This is a genomic window from Pseudoalteromonas piscicida (assembly GCF_002744175.1).
Classification (GTDB): domain Bacteria; phylum Pseudomonadota; class Gammaproteobacteria; order Enterobacterales; family Alteromonadaceae; genus Pseudoalteromonas; species Pseudoalteromonas piscicida_B.
Window position 1 is genome coordinate 1 of record NZ_NKHF01000005.1, and the last position, 17971, is coordinate 17971.

The window sequence follows — 17971 nt, forward strand, 5'->3', positions numbered from 1 at the left end:
CCGAAAGATCCCGGCATAAAGCCGATCCTACCTGTAAAGAAACAGCATTGCTGCTGCGATTTGGTATCGCTGAGAGGGTCTCGGCATAAAGCCGGTCCTATATGCAAAGAAATAGCAGTGTTGCTGCGGTTTGGTATTGCTGAGAAGATCTCGGCATAAAGCCGGTCCTACATGCAAAGAAGCGGCATTGTTGCTCGGTTTGGTATTGCTGAGAAGTTCCCGGCATAAAGCCGCTCCTACATGCAAAGAAGCGGCATTGTTGCTGCGATTTGGTATTGCCGAAAGATCCCGGCGTAAAGCCGGTCCTACATACGAAGAAACTGTATTATTGCTGTGGTTTGGGCATAAAAAAATGCCACCTTATTCAGGTGGCATCACACACGGGATTATTTCTACATACATAGAAATGCTTTACGTTTTCTAGCTACGCTTTCTTTTTGATCTTATGACCCTTCACAGCGTAGAAGATAATAAATAGATAGCAAGGTAACATCACTAAGTGCGCAATTTGTTGCGATTCAACTGTTCCTGAGGTGCCTTTTGCTAATCCCAAGAATACAGGGCCAAACGCGCCACCTGCAATACCCATCACCAATAAACCAGAGCCTACACTGGTTAGCTTACCAAGTCCAGATAATGCGAGAGGCCAAATTGCAGGCCACATAATGGCATTGGCTAAACCGAGTATAGCAACCATAAGTAAAATATCAGGTAATGCTGATAAACCAAACAAGTTTGAGATAATAAACGAATCTGGGTTACCAAATGAAATTGCTAACGTCAGTAACACACCTAGCACCGCAGAAGCCGTTAACGCCCTTTCTTGAGATATCACTCGTGGGATTAATAAAATACCCAGAATGTAACCTGTTACCATACAAGCCATAGTATACGAGGTCATGACACTATACTTTTCAACGCCCAACGCGAGAGCAAATGAACCTATAGTGTCCCCTGCAATTACTTCTACTGCAACGTACAAAAATAGTGCAATCACGCCTAATTTAAGGTTTGGGTGTGACAAGGCTTCTTTCACAGAGCCATGCTCTTCTTCGCCATCCTTTTCGATTTCAGGTAGTGGCGCAAATTTAATACCTAAAGCAAAAATACCGATAAATGCCGCCAAACCTAAATAAGGGCCCACAAGGCCATTAGCCATGGCATCAATGTCAGCTTGGGTTAGCTCTTTGCCTGCCATGTCGGTGAAGTTGCTAAGCACTAACGCGGTAAAGACTAACGGTGCAACAATACCTGCACCTTTATTTAAAATCCCCATGATACTTACACGTACCGCTGCCGACTCTTCTGGGCCAATACGAACAACATATGGATTTACCGCTGTTTGTAATAAGGTTTGCCCGATCCCCATGGTAAATTGAGCAAAAAGGAATAATGCAAACATTTGTGTTTTTGCCGCAGGAATATAAAGCAAGGCAGCACACATCATCATGGCAATAGCTATCGCCATGCCGTTTTTATACCCGACTTTTCTGATCACCAGCGCTGAAGGTACAGCGGTAAAAGTGACCGCAATATAAAAAGAAAATAAGATAAATGAAGATTGGAATGGAGTAAGCTTTAATACTTGCTCCAAATATGGCATCAGTGACCCATTTAGCCAAGTCACAAAGCCAAGTATAAAAAACATGGCGGCAACTATCGCCATGGGGATAGCGTTACTTCGTTTTGTTGTATTCGACACGGTAGCTTCCATAAACATTACTCATCGTTTATTGTTTCTATGGCTTTTGCCTTATTATTTTTGCTTTTACAGCTTTCTTTCACAAAAATGACAGCGCTGACATTTAACTTTACGTTAAAATCAATTTCATTTCCAGATAGATTTTGAGCAAATTTATCACCAAAAAAGGGCCAAAGCCCTTTTTTGCGATAAATTGAATGTTGAGTTTATTTCAACCCAGTGACACGGCTGGTATTTTTGTCACCCATTCGTGTTCTCAACAATACCTTACTTTCATCTGCGACACTCATCTGATCAGTATAAGGCTGCCAAGACTCTCCACTATCTAAACTGACTTCAATAGGAAGATAAGGAAATGCGCTGTTTGCCTCCAGCTTACCAAGCACCACTTTTGCTCCTGGAACTGGCAGATTTGGTTCAATGCCATCATTTTGCAGTTTCGCAATTTCTTTCAAAGACAAAGCAGCTGCAAACGTGGTGAAATCTTTGTTCAGTTCTTTTTGATTAATTCGACGCCCTTCCCAATCAGCTTTATGCCATGCTCGCTCAGCCACAGACAAAATTCTTGGGAAAATTAAACGCAGTACTTGTTCCTCTGTACGAATAGTTTCACTCCAGATCTGCCCTTGCATGCCCAGAATGTTTTGCGGCCTTTTTAGCGGTGGCAATTCACGCCCAACTAGGGCTTCTAAATTAGCTATAGGCTCACGATTACGGGTGAAATCGGCATTTGCATAGATATTATCTGGCATGTACGAAAATGCTTTTTTGGTGTCGGTGTAACGTGTTGCCCAATAATAACCGCGCTCTTCAGGGTGTGCTTCGTAAGGGTGATCAAAGTACAAATGTGTGCCATGGGATAGGATCACTTGATAATTATTGTTAGCAAAGCGGTGAGCGCGGTCGGCAACGCCCCACTCCCAAATGTTGTCCCAGGTATTGACTAGAAACTGCGGATTCGGAAACTCATCACGCTTAAACGTCGTGGTGGTATTATACATCAACCCATCTTCCCAAGCGCCTGGTGTGATCCCGCGTTTCGCAAGTAGCTTAGCAACCTTTTGAGTAAAGTAGGGTTTTAAATCGTTAGGTCCAGCAACACCATTATCTGCATCAGCAAATAACTGGTTACAGGCCGGCGACTGTGTCCAAGAGCCTTTTCCAACTTCATCACCGCCAAAATGCACGGTGTTAAGCATGGTACCTGCCTCTCGATACATATCTTGCAGTTCGTATACTACCTTTTCCATAAAGGCATAGCTTGAGTCTAAACAAACATTAATTGAATTATCTTTGTAAAGCTGAACCGTCAAGTATTCCGATTTATCATCAATATCCGTTAGCAAATAAGCCTTAGCTTCTTGTGCTTTTCCTGCTTCCATAAGTTTATGGTAGCGGGCCTCCATTGATTTAATTGCGGCACGGGCGTGCCCTGGGCTCTCAATTTCTGGAATAATTTCTATATGCCGTGCTTTTGCAAATTTTAATAACTCGACAAAGTCTTCTCGAGAGAGATAGCCATTACCGCTTCCTGATTTAAAGGGGCCAGTACCAAGCTGAGTAAGTAAACACTCACGCTCATGTAAGTCAAAACAACGGAATGCCCCTACTTCGGTTAGTTCCGGAAGACCGGGTATTTCCAAGCGCCAACCTTCGTCGTCAGAGAAGTGCCAATGAAACTTGTTTAGTTTATAGCGCGCCATCTGTTCTATTAATTTGAATAGCGCATCCTTACCATGATAGTTACGAGCATTATCATAGTGCATCCCTCGCCAATCAAAGCGTGGAGAGTCTTTGATCTCTACATGAGATAACGTAATTTCATCTTTGCTGTTGGCAGGAAAGAGCGCCAATAGACTTTGAATACCATAGAATACACCTGCATTATCAATACCGACGATTTCAATCACGTCATCGTCGATCTCGACTGTGTAGGAGCCAGCCTTGCTGTAGTCATAATCTCGACCTAGACTTTTCGCCACCTTTAGACGAATTGTAGGAAGATTGCCTTCTGGAATATGGTTTGGTTCAGCCTGAATATTAAGGCCATACTCAGATAAATCTTCTTGAAAAACTTCAACTTCAGATTTTAGTCGTCCAGCAAATCGGATCTGCCAGTCACTATTGAGCGTGACTTCCCCACGATTAAAGTCGATATATTCTGGCTTTGGAATAATGCGCTTGAGCGCTTCCTCTTTAGAAACCTGCAAGTTGCTTTGGTTTCGTTCAAATCGTAATGCCGCATTGGCGATTTTGGTGTAGTCCGTTGGCGTATTGTATCTTTTTAGTTGATTGTCACGCTCAAATGGTGCAACAAACTGTGTCATGTCTTCCGTATTTGTATTGGCAAATATCACCGGTTCATTATTGCTAGACACAATAAATGCCCTAGGCATAAAGTCAGTATATGCCGCGACCCAAGCAGAACCATCAAATATAAGCTTTAGTTTTTCACCGGCTTTTAACCCAGCGAATGAATCTGTGGCTGTGATCCGGTGCAAGTCGCCGTTAATGTGTTCAAAACGCAATCCTTTTACAGACTCGGTTGAAATATGGCGCACTGAGTGCAGATAAATTTGCCAATCGCTTTGCCCTTTCGGCAGATCCACTGTTGAATTATTTGTTAGAGTAATTGCGCCGGTAAAGCCTGCGGCTCCATTGCTAAAGTTACTTTCCACTGCAAATTCAAAGTGGGTGTCAGTTGCGAATTGCGTTAATTGCTGCTGTGTTAATGATGCTTGCGTGTAAAACGAGCACCCAGCAATTGCCGCCCCAAGCAAAGTCGTTTTTATTCTCATCTTTTGCTCCCAGTCTCCATGTTCAATTCTAAATGAACATCATTTAATCACTTATTGTTCCAGAACATCATATAAAAGTTAAAATGACAGCGCTATCATTATTTTTTCATCTGTTTGTGCTACCACCAATACATTTTCCTCAATTCTCGAGCAAATGCCATACATAAAGGTACATTAACGTAATCCAAAAAGCTTAAAAGACAGGGCATTTTGTTTTGCTTTATAGAAAAGTAAGCAGATAAAAATCAAAAAATTTTAACTAAGAAAGCGAAAAGGCGTGGAAAGTGAATGATGAAATGAGAGAAAAACGATGATGTAACTGCTCATACTTAAACAGTTACACCATCGTTTATTTAAAACAATGCAAATTACCAGATTTTGACTCTATCTTCTGGCTTCAGGTACATTTTGTCGCCTTCTTTAACAGCAAACGCTTGATAGAATTCAGGCATATTTGGTAACACACCAATCACACGGTAATGGCTTGGTGAATGTGGATCTGTCATTAAACGGTTACGAAGTTCTTCGTCACGGTATTTGCGACGCCAGATCTGTGACCAACCCATAAAGAAGCGTTGCTCACCGGTATAACCATCAATAACAGGCGCTTTATTATCACCTAATGAAATCTGGTAGGCTTTATAAGCCACCGTTAAACCGCCTAAGTCACCGATATTTTCACCCAGTGTTAGTTGCCCGTTTACAGCGGCATCTTCAAATGGCTTGAAGTTATTAAACTGTGCAACTAGTTTCTGGCTACGAGCTTCAAACTGTGCCAAATCAGACTCGCTCCACCAGTTACGTAGGTTACCGTCACCATCATACTTAGCACCTTGGTCGTCAAAACCATGACCTAATTCATGACCAATAACCGCACCTATCGCACCATAGTTCACAGCATCATCCGCTTCTAGATTAAAGAATGGTGGCTGTAAAATTGCGGCCGGGAACACGATTTCATTGTTAACTGGATTATAGTAAGCATTCACTGTTTGCGGCGTCATGAACCACTCACCACGGTCAACCGGCTTACCAAGTTTGTCGATCATTTCTTGGTTTGCAAACTGACTATAACGGACATAGTTTCCTACTAAGTCATCTGGGCTAATCTCAAGTGCAGAGTAATCTTTCCACTTGTCTGGATAGCCAATCTTAGGGGTAAATTTATTTAGCTTCTCTTTTGCTGCAACCTTAGTTTCAGCGCTCATCCACTCAAGGCCGTCAATTGCCTGGTCAAAACCTTTGATAAGATTAGCAACTAGCTCTTCCATACGCGCTTTTGCTTCAGGTGGGAAATACGACTTAACATAGATCTTACCGAGCATTTCACCAAGTACTGAGTTACTTGCATCTACCGCCTTTTTCCAAGTTGGAGCTTGCTCTTCAACACCGGTTAGGGTCTTGCCGAAGAACCCAAACTTAAGATCGACGATATCTTTACTTAATAACTCCGCATAATCATTGGTAAAGTGGAATGTTAGATAGTCTTGCCATGCTTCCAGCTCTGAATCGGCAATAATACCAGACAGAGCTTCAAAGAAACTTGGCTGACTGACAATTAAGGCATCCGTTTTGATCCCAAGCGCTGATAAAAATGCAGCAGTATCAAAGTCTGGCATCAATTGATTAAACGCCTCTCCAGTCAACTTATTATATGTTTTAGTTGCATCGCGGCTTTCCACACGCGTCCATTGCGCCTGTGCAATTTGCTTTTCTAGATCAACAATATGACGTGCAGCTTGAGCTGGGTTTTTATGCCCTGTTTTTGCCAAGAGCTGCTGAATATAAGTTAGATACTGCTCGCGGATCTTAGTGAACTTTTCATCATCTTTAAGATAATAATCGCGATCTGGCAAACCTAAACCAGACTGAAACATATAGAGCGCATTTTCACTTGAATTCTTAGCGTCATTATTCACATACCAACCAAATGGTGTGCTTGCGCCAGTTAAACGCATTTTAGCAAAGATAGCTGGAAGCTCTGATTTACTATTCAGTGCTTGAATTTCAGCAAGATAAGGCTTTAGTGGCGCTAAGCCAAGCTCATTTCTTGCACCTTCGTCCATATAACTTTGATAAAACGCACCCAGTTTCTTCTCATCAGAGCCGGCTTTAGCAGCACTGTTATTTGCCGCTTCTTCAAGTACTTTGCGTAGTGCTTTTTGTGATTCATCATACAGCTGTGTGAAAGAGCCGTAATTGGATTTATCCGCAGGGATCTTGGTCTTTTCTAACCACTTCCCGTTAACGTGATAATAAAAATCGTCCTGAGGGCGAACTGACTTATCTAGGTTACTCAGCTCGATACCTGAATTCATCGTTGCTTTTTGCGCTTCAGCTTGCTGCGTAGGTTGCTGTTGCGTTTGTGGTTGTTCACTGCAACCAATTAATCCCAATGCAAGCGCGACACTTGCAGCGGTCAGTGATAATTTCTTCATTTTATTCCCCTGATAGAGTTTCGCTTGTAAGCGACCATTCACTAGTCTACCGACGCATACTATCGTTGACTAGAATTCCGAGTCTGGAATTTGGTAACAAAGTTTGTCATCGCTTTTATCGAGCTTGCAACCGCTCCACAATCGCTTTATTTGCCTCTGGAAACGCAAGCTCATGAAGTTTGGATACCGCGACCCATTGTGACGGCTGCCCTTCAGCTCCATGGGGTTCACCAGAAAAATCGTCCACATGATGAATGTACAAACACACGGCTTTATCTGCATAATCATGCTCAATGCGCATCAATTCTGTTGAACTATGAATGTCTATACCGACTTCTTCTTTAAGCTCTCGCTGCAATGCGGAAAAGACGTCTTCATTGGCTTCTACTTTTCCACCAGGGAATTCCCAAAGCCCACCTTGATGTTGTGCTTCACCACGTAAACAAACAAAGATCTGCTGTTGCTTTTCAATCACCCCAACGGCGACTTCTACTCGCTTTTTTTCCATAATTTACCCCATAAAAAAGCGACTCGCGTCGCTTTTTTATTCGTTAAGTCTCGATAATTCGATTATTTTAGCTTGCCACAACATTGCTTGTACTTCTTGCCGGATCGACAAGGGCATGGCTCGTTGCGACCAACTTTTGGTTCAGTACGTTCTGCGACTGCCGCACCTTCAGGTGCTTCACCGCCTACCCGTTCAACTTCTTCATGTTGATATTCACGTGGTGCTTGCTCGCTTTTACGATGCTGCTCTTCAACTTTCTCGACATCTTCTTCAGCGCGAACTTGTACTTTACTCAATACACCTACTACATCAATTTTAAGATTCTCAAGCATTTGTGAGAACAGTTCGAATGACTCACGCTTGTATTCTTGCTTCGGATTCTTCTGTGCATAACCACGTAAGTGGATACCTTGACGTAGATGATCCATTGCAGCTAAGTGATCTTTCCAGTGTTGATCTAGGCTTTGCAGCATTACCGCTTTTTCGAAGTGGCGAAGTACATCTGGGCCGACCATCTGTTCTTTCTGCTTGTAGGCTTTATCTACTTCTTCAACAATACGCTCACGAAGTACTTCTTCATATAGCTTGCTGTCTTCTTCTAACCATTTTGCGATTGGCAGCTCTACGTGGAAGTCATTTTTCAAACGCTCTTCCAGTGCAGGTATATCCCACATTTCCGCAAGACTTTGTGGTGGAATGTACTGATCGATAGTCGCATTCAAGACATCTTCACGGATCACTGTGATAGTTTCTGAAATATCGCCTTCTTCAAGTAGTTCGTTTCGCTGCTCATATACAACTTTACGTTGGTCGTTAGCCACATCATCGTACTCAAGAAGCTGTTTACGAATATCAAAGTTACGTGCCTCTACTTTACGCTGTGCGTTTTCAATTGCACGGTTTACCCAAGGGTGCTCAATAGCCTCGCCACGCTGCATACCAAGTTTGCGCATCATGTTAGTCATGCGCTCACCTGCGAAGATACGCATTAATGCATCATCCATCGACAAATAGAAACGACTTGAACCAGCATCGCCCTGACGACCTGCACGACCACGTAACTGGTTATCAATACGACGAGATTCGTGACGTTCCGTACCAATGATGTGCAAACCGCCAGACGCTAATACAGCATCATGACGCACTTTCCAAGCCTCTTTGATTTCAGCTACCTGCGCTTCTGACGGGTTTTCTAATTTTTCAACTTCTGACTGCCAACTGCCGCCTAGCACGATATCCGTACCGCGGCCTGCCATGTTCGTCGCGATGGTTACTTTACCTGGTAAACCAGCATCTGCGATGATATCTGCTTCTTGCGCGTGGAATTTAGCATTAAGTACATTATGCTCGATTTTTTCTTTGCGTAAGAAGTGTGAAAGATACTCTGAACTTTCGATTGATACCGTACCAACCAGTACTGGTTGACCACGCTCTTGGCAATCGCGAATGTCTTCAAGGATTGCTTCAAACTTCTCTTCTTGGGTTAGGTAAACTAAATCCGCACGGTCATCACGAACCATTGGCTTATTGGTCGGGATCACAACGGTATCTAGACCATAAATTGACTGGAATTCAAACGCTTCAGTGTCTGCAGTCCCTGTCATACCCGCAAGTTTATTGTATAAACGGAAGTAGTTCTGGAACGTGATTGATGCCAGCGTTTGGTTTTCGTTTTGAATACGAACCCCTTCTTTGGCTTCTACCGCTTGGTGTAGACCTTCAGACCAACGACGTCCTTCCATCGTACGGCCAGTGTGTTCATCAACAATGATAACTTCATTGTCTTTTACTACGTAATCAACATCTTTTTGGTAAAGCTTGTGAGCACGAAGTGCTGCATATACGTGGCTTAGTAATGAAATATTACCCGCCGAGTATAACGAGTCGCCTTCTTCAATCAGGCCGCGCTCTGTCAATAGCTCTTCAACTTTAACTTGGCCGCGCTCGGTCAGGTGAACCTGTTTACCTTTTTCATCTATAGTGAAGTCGCCATCGCCTTCAACGCCTTCTTCATCTTCTTTTTCTTGTTGAATAAGTTCAGGGACGATTTTATTAATTTCACTATATAGTTCAGAGCTATCTTCCGCAGGACCTGAAATTATAAGTGGTGTACGCGCTTCATCGATTAGGATTGAATCCACCTCATCCACAACCGCGTAGTTCAATGGACGTTGAACGCGCTCTTCTACACTAAACGCCATGTTGTCACGAAGATAATCAAAGCCAAATTCATTGTTTGTGCCGTAAGTGATATCAGCCGCGTAAGCTTGCTTTTTCTGCTGTGGCATCATACCAGGGACGTTACACCCAACCGTTAGCCCTAAGAATTCAAACAGAGGACGGTTAGTTTCAGCATCACGCTTAGCTAGGTAATCATTCACCGTGATTACGTGAACACCTTTACCAGAAATCGCATTTAAGTATGCAGGTAGTGTCGCAGTTAAGGTTTTACCTTCACCCGTTCTCATTTCGGAGATGCGACCTTGATGCAACACCATACCACCGATCATTTGCACATCGAAATGACGCATTCCAAATACGCGCTTAGATGCTTCACGCACCGTAGCGAACGCCTCTGGTAATAAATCATCTAGACTTGAACCTTGCTCAATACGCTGTTTAAATTCAGCCGTTTTTGCTTTTAATTCATCATCACTTAACTTGCCATATTGTTCTTCAAGGGCATTGATTAAAGCGACTGTTTTTCTTAGGTTTTTGATGGTGCGATCATTACGACTACCAAAAATTTTGGTAAAAATATTAGCTAACATGTTTAAACCGATTCACTCTGTGTATTGGCTGACCCATAATTTTAAGCCGATGTTATTAAGGCTGGGTCGCGCTTGTCCTGTTGGCGACAAAAAGCGTTCCTAAATTCGAGATTAATATTTGCCAATTTAGGAGTGAGCATTTGTATCTTGCCGAATTAAAATTATGCCCTATCATACCAGACTCTTTGTTTCTGCAAACCTTATTGGGCAAATAATACCGAGTTCAATTGCAAGAAATCTTTGCTGTTAGGCGTAAGCGTACCGTTGCAAGTGATAAAGTTTAATTGACACTTAAGTGCTAAGTGCCTTCAACAACAAATGTTGGTACTTTTGGATTTCTCAAAAACCAGTCTCTGTTATAATTAACGTTAGCGTCGGATAACTTAGAAAGACTGAGAAACCACCATTATATCAATCCGCATTAATACCTGCTCAATTTGAGGGAGTAAATTTGACGCTAACGGCGTTAAAAATTTCCTTGCCTCAAACAGATCACTTAATTAAGCGAATTGGTATGACAGCACATTCCGTATCTGTATTATTTCGATATGGCGGTTATTTTTTATTTTTCAACCTATGGGAAGTAAGTCATTGACTAAAAATCGCTACAATCCAAAACCGCTAGATGAAGTGATGGGCGGATGGTCAGATAAACTCAATCAGTATGGTCAAAAAAGTGCACAGGCGGCTGAATTACAAGTTTGTCTTGAACAAACCTTAGGTCCTATTTTAAGTAAAAAATGCCGAGTAGCTCACTACCGTGAAGGAACATTAACCATAGAGGCCGCGTCCGCCACCTTAGCTACTCGCCTCAACTTTTTAAAGATGGATATCCTTAGCGCATTTAGAAAGGCAGGTATTCATGATTGTGCCTTGGTAAAAATAACAACCAACCCAGAAGCACAACAGCGACTCAACAACAAAGTTGAGTCTCCCTCAGCTACCTATAAAGCGAATCGAAGTATGAGCCAAGCTACGGGGGAGCAATTGCTGGCTTTAGCACAGTCGGCCCCCCCTTCGCTTAAAGCCAAGTTAGAGAAACTAGCTAAACATGCAAATTCAACACAAAAAAAATGACGCCGCAGCGTCATTTTTTATCAAATCATATTGTTAAGCAGTTGCGGTATTGATACCCGCTTCCATGCCCGGCGCAGGCATGCTGACTGGCTCTTCAAAGGTCGCCCATTCCCATGCCGACTCTGTCGCCATAATCTTACGCAACAACATGTTGTTAAGACCGTGGCCAGACTTGTAACATGAAATCTTTCCTAAAATGTTGTGACCTGCCATAAACATGTCGCCCACACAGTCTAAGATTTTGTGTTTAACAAACTCGTCGGCATAACGAAGACCATCAGGATTTAAGACTTTAAACTGATCAAGTACCACAGCATTATCCATGCTACCACCTAAAGCTAGGTTGTTAGCATGCATATATTCGATATCTCGCATAAAACCAAAAGTACGCGCGCGACTGATTTCTTCAGTAAAGCTCTGCGCGGTAATGTCTAAACCAATGCGTTGACGGCTAGCGTTAATCGCTGGGTGATTAAAATCGATTTCAAAATCGATGTGGAAACCATCATAAGGTTCTATTTCTGCCCACTTATCACCGTCTTCTACACGTACTTTTTCTTTAATACGGATAAAGCGTTTAGCAGCACTTTGCTCTTCTATTCCGCCTTTCTGAATTAAGTAGATAAATGGCAATGCACTGCCATCCATAATAGGCACTTCAGCGCTGTCTAACTCTACTATCAGGTTATCAATACCTAATGCAGCGACAGCGGCGATTAAGTGCTCAGTCGTAGACAAGCGAACGCCATCTTTATTCGTTAAACACGTACACAGTTGCGTGTCGCCCACAGCTTCCGGTGTTGTTTCAAAATCAACAACAGGGTCAAGATCCACGCGGCGAAATACAACACCTGTATTCACACCAGCTGGTCGGAGAGTGATCGTAACCTTTTCACCTTTGTGTAAACCTACACCTGTGGCTTTAACGACTTGTGCAATCGTACGTTGTTTAATCATAGATTCGCCCGCTTAAATTTCAGATAGGCGGCGGAGTATAACACAGTTCCGCCAAACTGCCAATCACTGTTTAATTTTTATACCAACTTTAGTCTGACTGCTTACGTAAAAAAGCCGGAATATCGAAGTAGTCACCTTTTTCTTTATTCTCGTTGCCCTTGGTGTTCGTCGAACTGCTAGACGATTGAGGCTTTTGCTCCTGCACTTGCTGTTGTGGTGCAGATGCCTCTGCCGGCTGTTCAGGCTCAGTCGATGACGTTTGCGGCTGAGTAAAGCTTGGTACGTACATGCTCGTTTGTGAGCTTGATTGTGTACCACTTACCGCATCCGAACCTGACGCTTGCTTAAAGCCGTTGTCGACAATGCCGAACTGAGGACGACGATCACCACCAAGACCAGTTGCAACAACTGTAACTCTGAGTTCTTCGCTCATTTCAGGATCAATCACCGCGCCTACCACAACTGTGGCGTTTTCAGACGCTAGCGCTTTAACATGATTACCAACGACTTCAAACTCCTCGATAGTAATGTCCATGCCAGCTGTGATGTTGACTAAGATACCTTTTGCACCGGTTAAATCTACATCTTCCAACAGCGGGCTAGAAATCGCGGCTTCTGCTGCTTCTTGCGCTCTGTCAGGACCTGTAGCTGAGGCGGTTCCCATCATTGCGGTACCCATTGCAGACATCACGGTTCTTACGTCTGCAAAGTCAACGTTGATTAGGCCCGAACGGGTGATCAACTCGGCGATACCTTGTACCGCACCATAAAGCACGTCATTCGCTTTAGCGAAGGCATCTAGCAGTGTAGTCCCTTTACCAAGAACTTTAAGCAATTTGTTGTTCGGAATTGTAATAAGTGAATCTACAATTTCTGACAACTCAGCAATGCCTTGCTCTGCTGCAGCCATACGCTTTTTGCCTTCAAGGTCAAATGGGCGTGTAACCACAGCAACGGTCAGAATGCCTAGCTCTTTTGCAGCGCGAGCAACCACAGGTGCAGCACCGGTGCCAGTACCACCACCCATACCTGCGGCGATAAATACCATATCAGCACCTTCTAGGCTGCTTTTGATCGTTTCAAGGTCTTCTTCGGCTGCACTTTTACCCACTTCAGGGTTTGCGCCAGCACCTAAACCAGAAGTAATTTGCGTGCCAAGTTGCACTGTGACGTCTGCTGATGAACGACGCAATGCTTGTGCATCGGTATTCGCAACAATAAAACGTACACCTTCAATTTCTTGATTCACCATGTGTTCTACGGCATTACCACCGCCGCCGCCCACACCGATGACTTTAATGACAGCTTCTTCGCTGTGCTGTTCCATAATATCAAACATCTTCACTCTCCGACTTGAGTTTTAAAACTCGCCTTGGAACCACTTTGTAACACGGTTCCACCAACTCCCCTCTGCATCTGCTTTCGACTTCTGTGCATTCATCGATTGCAGCGTTCGGCCATATTGTAACAAACCTACCGCTGTTGCATATGCAGGGTCATCCACATAATCTGTTAGTCCTTTAATACCAATCGGCTTACCTATTCTGACTGGCATTTGGAATATATCTTCAGCTACTTCCTGTGCGCCTTGCATTTTGGCGCTACCGCCGGTGATCACAAGACCTGCGGCTATTTGATCTTCAAAGCCTGAACGGCGAATCTCTTCTTGTGCCAGTTCAAATAGCTCTCTAAATCTGGGCTCAACGACTTCAGATAATGTATGACGAGACATTACCCGTGCAGGTCGTCCACCTACGCTTGGAACTTCAATAGTTTCTTCGCTGGATGCCATTTGGCTCGATGCGAAGGCATATTGTACTTTCAAGGACTCGGCATGCGAAATAGGCGTTCTAAATATTTTTGCAATATCCCCAGTAACTTGGTTTCCAGCAACTGGAATAACAGCAGTATGACGCAGAGCACCATTCACATAAATCGCGATATCCATGGTGCCGCCGCCAATATCTAACACCGCAACACCCAGCTCTTTTTCATCTGCGGTCAATACCGAGTAACAAGATGCCAGCGCATTAAACGTCAGTTGATCCACTTGTAAGCCACAGCGTTCAACACACTTTTCAATATTCTTGGCCATATCATTTGAACACGTAATAATATGGGCCTTTGCCTCCATTCGAACACCACTCATGCCAAGTGGGTTTTTAATTCCCTCCTGCATGTCAATGCTATATTCTTGGGGCAATGAGTGCAGCATTTTGCGCTCAGCTGACATAGGTACTGAGCGAGCGATGTGGATCACGTTAGCAATATCATCGTCTGTCACTTCGGCGTTATTGATTGCTACTACGCCGCTTTCATTTTGGCATTGAATATGTTTGCCTGAAATACCTAGATACACAGAACTAATTCGACAATCAGCCATCAACTCAGCTTCGTCTAAAGCACGCTTGATAGACTCAGAAACTAGGTCTAAATCATTGACCCCGCCTTTATCCATCCCGTGAGAATCTTGGCGTCCAACACCGACAATACTAAGTTGATTGTCCACAGTGATCTCCCCAACTGTGGCGACGACCTTTGATGTGCCTACATCCAATCCAATCACTAAGTTTCTTTCTGCCGACTTTGTCATGCTTCACTCTTGTTATTTTGTTGTTCTTTCTGTGCAGCGGGTTCTTTCCAACTCACTGCCAGTCCCGTGTCGTACCGCAAATCAATCACGTCGATCACTTTACCTTCAGGGCGCTCCATACGAGGGTAGACATCAATAAAGCGCTGTACTCGCTTGGCTTTATCTTCACGCCCCAAATTTAAGCGGATCCCGTTATCCAACCACAACTGCCAAGCAAACCGTTCAGAAAGCGCTAAACTCTCTAACGTAAACTGATTCACGGCCAGCAGGGCTCTAAACTGCTTAAATGTGTGCCATGCTTCTTCAGCACTCCCCTCCGGACCATACAGTTCAGGCAGGCCTTCGGGTAACTTGTTACTTATTGCTTGAAATACTTCACCATCATTATTTAACAGCAAATCACTATTCCAATGCGCAACCGGCTTATGTTCCACAACATATACCTGCAGTGTATCCGGCCATTGCTTTCTCACTGAAACGGTCGCAATCCAAGGCAGTGACTTGACTGCCTCATGAACGGCTTTTACATCCAGCTTAAAAAAACTATTCAAGTCTGCGGTTTTTATCGCCGCGACAATATCATCTTCACTGGTGAAATAAGGCTTACCGAGCACCTTTAGCGTTTTAATTTGTGCATCATGATGTGCAACTAACCAATCGCTAACCCAGTATGTTCCTCTCACTAAAGTAAAAATAACTGCAAAGAAGAAGGTAAGTCCCCAAAAAAGGGGCCAGTTCACTTTCGAACTAATAGCCTTCACCCTTGCCAAAAATGTTCGCATATTAAAGGGTTTGCTCCAAAATGCGAACAACTAATTGTTCAAAACTTACACCCGTTGCTTTTGCAGCCATTGGCACCAAGGACTTTTCAGTCATCCCAGGGACAGTATTCACCTCCAATAAATAGAAGTGTCCCTGCTCATCTTGCATGGCATCAACTCGACCCCAGCCAGTCGCGCCAACTAATTCAAAAGCATGTTTTGCCATCACTTGCAGTTGTTCAGTATGCGCTGCGCTAATGTCCGCTGGGCAATAGTACTGAGTACTATTAACCTGATACTTGGCTTCATAATCGTAAAAACCACGTGGTGTACGCATTTCAATAACAGGGAGCGCATCTTTGCCTAACATAGACACTGTGAATTCACGACCGGTGATCCATTGCTCAACCAAAACCTGATCGTCAAACTTAAATGCATTATTTAACGCCTCAGTTAGGCTTTCTTCGCTATCTGCTTGTGCCATGCCGATACTTGAGCCTTCATGACTAGGCTTAACCATCACTTTGCCAAATTGGGTTATTAATGCCTTAGCATCAAATCCCGCTTCTTTGCTGACAACGGCATAAGGCGCGGTGCTTAATTTGGCCGATTGAAATAAGTGTTTACAGCGCACTTTATCCATCGCCAACGCGCTACCTAATACACCACTACCTGTATAGGGGATCCCCATAAACTCAAGCGCCCCTTGAATGGTGCCATCTTCACCACCACGACCGTGCAGTGCAATGAATACGCGCTCAACACCTAGGTCTTTTAGTTCCCACAAATTGCGCTCTGCCGGATCAAAAGCAATCGCATCAACGCCTTGGCTAATAAAAGCATTCAATACTGCATGACCAGATTTAAGCGAAACCTCACGCTCTGCTGAACTACCGCCAAGTAATACGGCTACTTTTCCAAACTGACTGCTCATAACTTACTCTGTTTTAACTGCTCAATAGATAGCCCAGTTGCGGCTAACTGCTTAACGATTTGGCCGATATTCCCCGCCCCTTGCGTCAACACTAAATCACCATCTTGCAACGTAGTTGCCAATACCTTAGCAAGCTCTGCATGGTCGCTAATATGAATGGGTTCAACACCACGTTGACGTAGGCTGCGACACAAACTTTTACTGTCAGCACCAACAATAGGTGCTTCGCCTGCACTATATACATCTAACAGCAGTAGTTTATCAACATCACACAGCACTTTTACGAAATCTTCATATAAGTCTCGCGTACGGCTGTAACGGTGTGGTTGATAAATCATAACCAAGCGCTTATCTGGCCAACCTGATTTTGCAGCTTCAATTGTCATCGCGACTTCAGATGGGTGGTGTCCATAGTCATCAACCAGCATCACCTCACCTACTTCATTGCTGAATGCACCATAATGCTGAAAACGACGGCCTACACCTTCAAAACTCGCCAGTGCTTGATAAATCGCCTCATTTTCAATGTTGTGATCTTTGGCAACTGCAATCGACGCTACCGCATTCAGCGCGTTGTGCTTGCCGGGCATATTCAACGTTACTTCAAGTACTTCACCGTCTTTAGTTCTGACTTTAAAATGCGACTCACTTTGCGTTTGTTTGAAGTCCAGCAATTGATAATCCGCATCATTGGCTTCGCCATAAGTGATCGTTGGTCTTGCAAAACGTGGCAATAACTCTCTGACCACTGGTGAATCAATACATACCACCGCTAGGCCATAAAACGGTAAGTTATGGATAAACTCGATATAGGTGTCTTTCATTTTTTCAAAGTCACCGTCGTAAGTATCCATATGATCTTCTTCGATGTTCGTCACCACCGACACCATAGGCTGCAAGTGCAAAAATGAGGCGTCGCTTTCGTCCGCTTCCGCTATCAGATACTCGCTACTTCCTACTTTGGCGTTACTACCAGCACTATTTAATAGACCACCGATAATAAAGGTTGGATCTAGCTCCGCTTTAGCGAAAATGCTGGCAATCAAACTCGTCGTTGTGGTTTTCCCGTGGGTTCCTGCCACCGCAATACCATGACGAAAACGCATCAGCTCTGCGAGCATTTCCGCGCGACGCACTATCGGTGTTCGATTTGCTTTGGCTGTTTGGATCTCTGGGTTTTGCTCATTGATGGCACTAGATACCACAACCACATCAGCGGTTTTTACATTTTCTGCTTGGTGGCCGATAAAAATCTCCGCCCCCATGTTACTTAAACGTTCGGTCATCGCGCTTTTGGCAATGTCAGAGCCGGTAATTCGGTAACCTTCAAAGGCCAGTACTTCCGCAATGCCACCCATACCTGCACCACCAATTCCAATAAAATGGATGGTGTTGATACGTCGCATTGCTCTTCTGCTTGAAGCTTCCATTT

General features: G+C 43.8%; 12 protein-coding genes. 1 reads left to right on the top strand and 11 read right to left on the bottom strand.

The window, feature by feature from the left end:
* Positions 1-424: 424 nt before the first annotated feature.
* From nagP to secA, 5 genes are all read right to left on the bottom strand, one after another.
* The gene (gene nagP, locus CEX98_RS01080) at positions 425-1714 is read right to left on the bottom strand and encodes an N-acetylglucosamine MFS transporter NagP (RefSeq protein ID WP_425334964.1); all 1290 of its coding nucleotides are present in this window, start codon (positions 1712-1714) and stop codon (positions 425-427) included.
* Between the two features lie 194 nt (positions 1715-1908).
* On the bottom strand, positions 1909-4500 hold the full coding sequence (locus tag CEX98_RS01090) for a family 20 glycosylhydrolase (protein ID WP_099640299.1): 2592 nt from the start codon (positions 4498-4500) through the stop codon (positions 1909-1911).
* A 368-nt stretch (positions 4501-4868) separates the two neighbouring features.
* Entirely contained in the window at positions 4869-6938 is a 2070-nt protein-coding gene (locus tag CEX98_RS01095; RefSeq protein WP_099640300.1) for a M13 family metallopeptidase, read from the bottom strand.
* A gap of 115 nt (positions 6939-7053) precedes the next feature.
* Complete coding sequence (gene mutT, locus CEX98_RS01100) at positions 7054-7446, bottom strand: 8-oxo-dGTP diphosphatase MutT (RefSeq protein WP_099640301.1); 393 nt, start codon at positions 7444-7446, stop codon at positions 7054-7056.
* 62 nt (positions 7447-7508) lie between these two features.
* Positions 7509-10217: a preprotein translocase subunit SecA gene (gene secA, locus CEX98_RS01105; protein ID WP_099640302.1), complete on the bottom strand. Its 2709-nt coding sequence runs from the start codon at positions 10215-10217 to the stop codon at positions 7509-7511.
* A gap of 576 nt (positions 10218-10793) precedes the next feature.
* Here secA and CEX98_RS01110 point away from each other — a divergent pair.
* The gene (locus CEX98_RS01110; protein WP_099640303.1) at positions 10794-11294 is read left to right on the top strand and encodes a DUF721 domain-containing protein; all 501 of its coding nucleotides are present in this window, start codon (positions 10794-10796) and stop codon (positions 11292-11294) included.
* A 33-nt stretch (positions 11295-11327) separates the two neighbouring features.
* Here CEX98_RS01110 and lpxC read toward each other — a convergent pair whose 3' ends face one another.
* From lpxC to murC, 6 genes are all read right to left on the bottom strand, one after another.
* The gene (lpxC, locus tag CEX98_RS01115) at positions 11328-12251 is read right to left on the bottom strand and encodes a UDP-3-O-acyl-N-acetylglucosamine deacetylase (RefSeq protein ID WP_099640304.1); all 924 of its coding nucleotides are present in this window, start codon (positions 12249-12251) and stop codon (positions 11328-11330) included.
* Positions 12252-12339: 88 nt separating this feature from the next.
* Positions 12340-13590: a cell division protein FtsZ gene (ftsZ, locus tag CEX98_RS01120; RefSeq protein ID WP_099640305.1), complete on the bottom strand. Its 1251-nt coding sequence runs from the start codon at positions 13588-13590 to the stop codon at positions 12340-12342.
* A 21-nt stretch (positions 13591-13611) separates the two neighbouring features.
* Positions 13612-14844 (bottom strand): cell division protein FtsA, encoded by a 1233-nt coding sequence (gene ftsA / locus CEX98_RS01125; RefSeq protein WP_099640306.1) that lies wholly within the window; start codon positions 14842-14844, stop codon positions 13612-13614.
* Complete coding sequence (locus tag CEX98_RS01130; RefSeq protein WP_099640307.1) at positions 14841-15626, bottom strand: cell division protein FtsQ/DivIB; 786 nt, start codon at positions 15624-15626, stop codon at positions 14841-14843. Before CEX98_RS01130 ends, ftsA begins: the two co-directional genes overlap by 4 nt.
* A gap of 1 nt (position 15627) precedes the next feature.
* Positions 15628-16539 (bottom strand): D-alanine--D-alanine ligase, encoded by a 912-nt coding sequence (locus tag CEX98_RS01135; protein ID WP_099640308.1) that lies wholly within the window; start codon positions 16537-16539, stop codon positions 15628-15630.
* Positions 16536-17969, bottom strand: a complete 1434-nt coding sequence (murC, locus tag CEX98_RS01140; protein WP_099640309.1) for a UDP-N-acetylmuramate--L-alanine ligase — start codon at positions 17967-17969, stop codon at positions 16536-16538. The genes CEX98_RS01135 and murC overlap by 4 nt, the downstream gene beginning before the upstream one ends.
* Positions 17970-17971 lie beyond the last annotated feature (2 nt).

Bases quoted from the DNA above. Each gene is read 5' to 3' on its own strand.
- nagP (WP_425334964.1), bottom strand. From the start codon at position 1,714: ATGGAAGCTACCGTGTCGAATACAACAAAACGAAGTAACGCTATCCCC.
- CEX98_RS01090 (WP_099640299.1), bottom strand. From the start codon at position 4,500: ATGAGAATAAAAACGACTTTGCTTGGGGCGGCAATTGCTGGGTGCTCG.
- CEX98_RS01095 (WP_099640300.1), bottom strand. From the start codon at position 6,938: ATGAAGAAATTATCACTGACCGCTGCAAGTGTCGCGCTTGCATTGGGA.
- mutT (WP_099640301.1), bottom strand. From the start codon at position 7,446: ATGGAAAAAAAGCGAGTAGAAGTCGCCGTTGGGGTGATTGAAAAGCAA.
- secA (WP_099640302.1), bottom strand. From the start codon at position 10,217: ATGTTAGCTAATATTTTTACCAAAATTTTTGGTAGTCGTAATGATCGC.
- CEX98_RS01110 (WP_099640303.1), top strand. From the start codon at position 10,794: ATGGGAAGTAAGTCATTGACTAAAAATCGCTACAATCCAAAACCGCTA.
- lpxC (WP_099640304.1), bottom strand. From the start codon at position 12,251: ATGATTAAACAACGTACGATTGCACAAGTCGTTAAAGCCACAGGTGTA.
- ftsZ (WP_099640305.1), bottom strand. From the start codon at position 13,590: ATGTTTGATATTATGGAACAGCACAGCGAAGAAGCTGTCATTAAAGTC.
- ftsA (WP_099640306.1), bottom strand. From the start codon at position 14,844: ATGACAAAGTCGGCAGAAAGAAACTTAGTGATTGGATTGGATGTAGGC.
- CEX98_RS01130 (WP_099640307.1), bottom strand. From the start codon at position 15,626: ATGCGAACATTTTTGGCAAGGGTGAAGGCTATTAGTTCGAAAGTGAAC.
- CEX98_RS01135 (WP_099640308.1), bottom strand. From the start codon at position 16,539: ATGAGCAGTCAGTTTGGAAAAGTAGCCGTATTACTTGGCGGTAGTTCA.
- murC (WP_099640309.1), bottom strand. From the start codon at position 17,969: ATGGAAGCTTCAAGCAGAAGAGCAATGCGACGTATCAACACCATCCAT.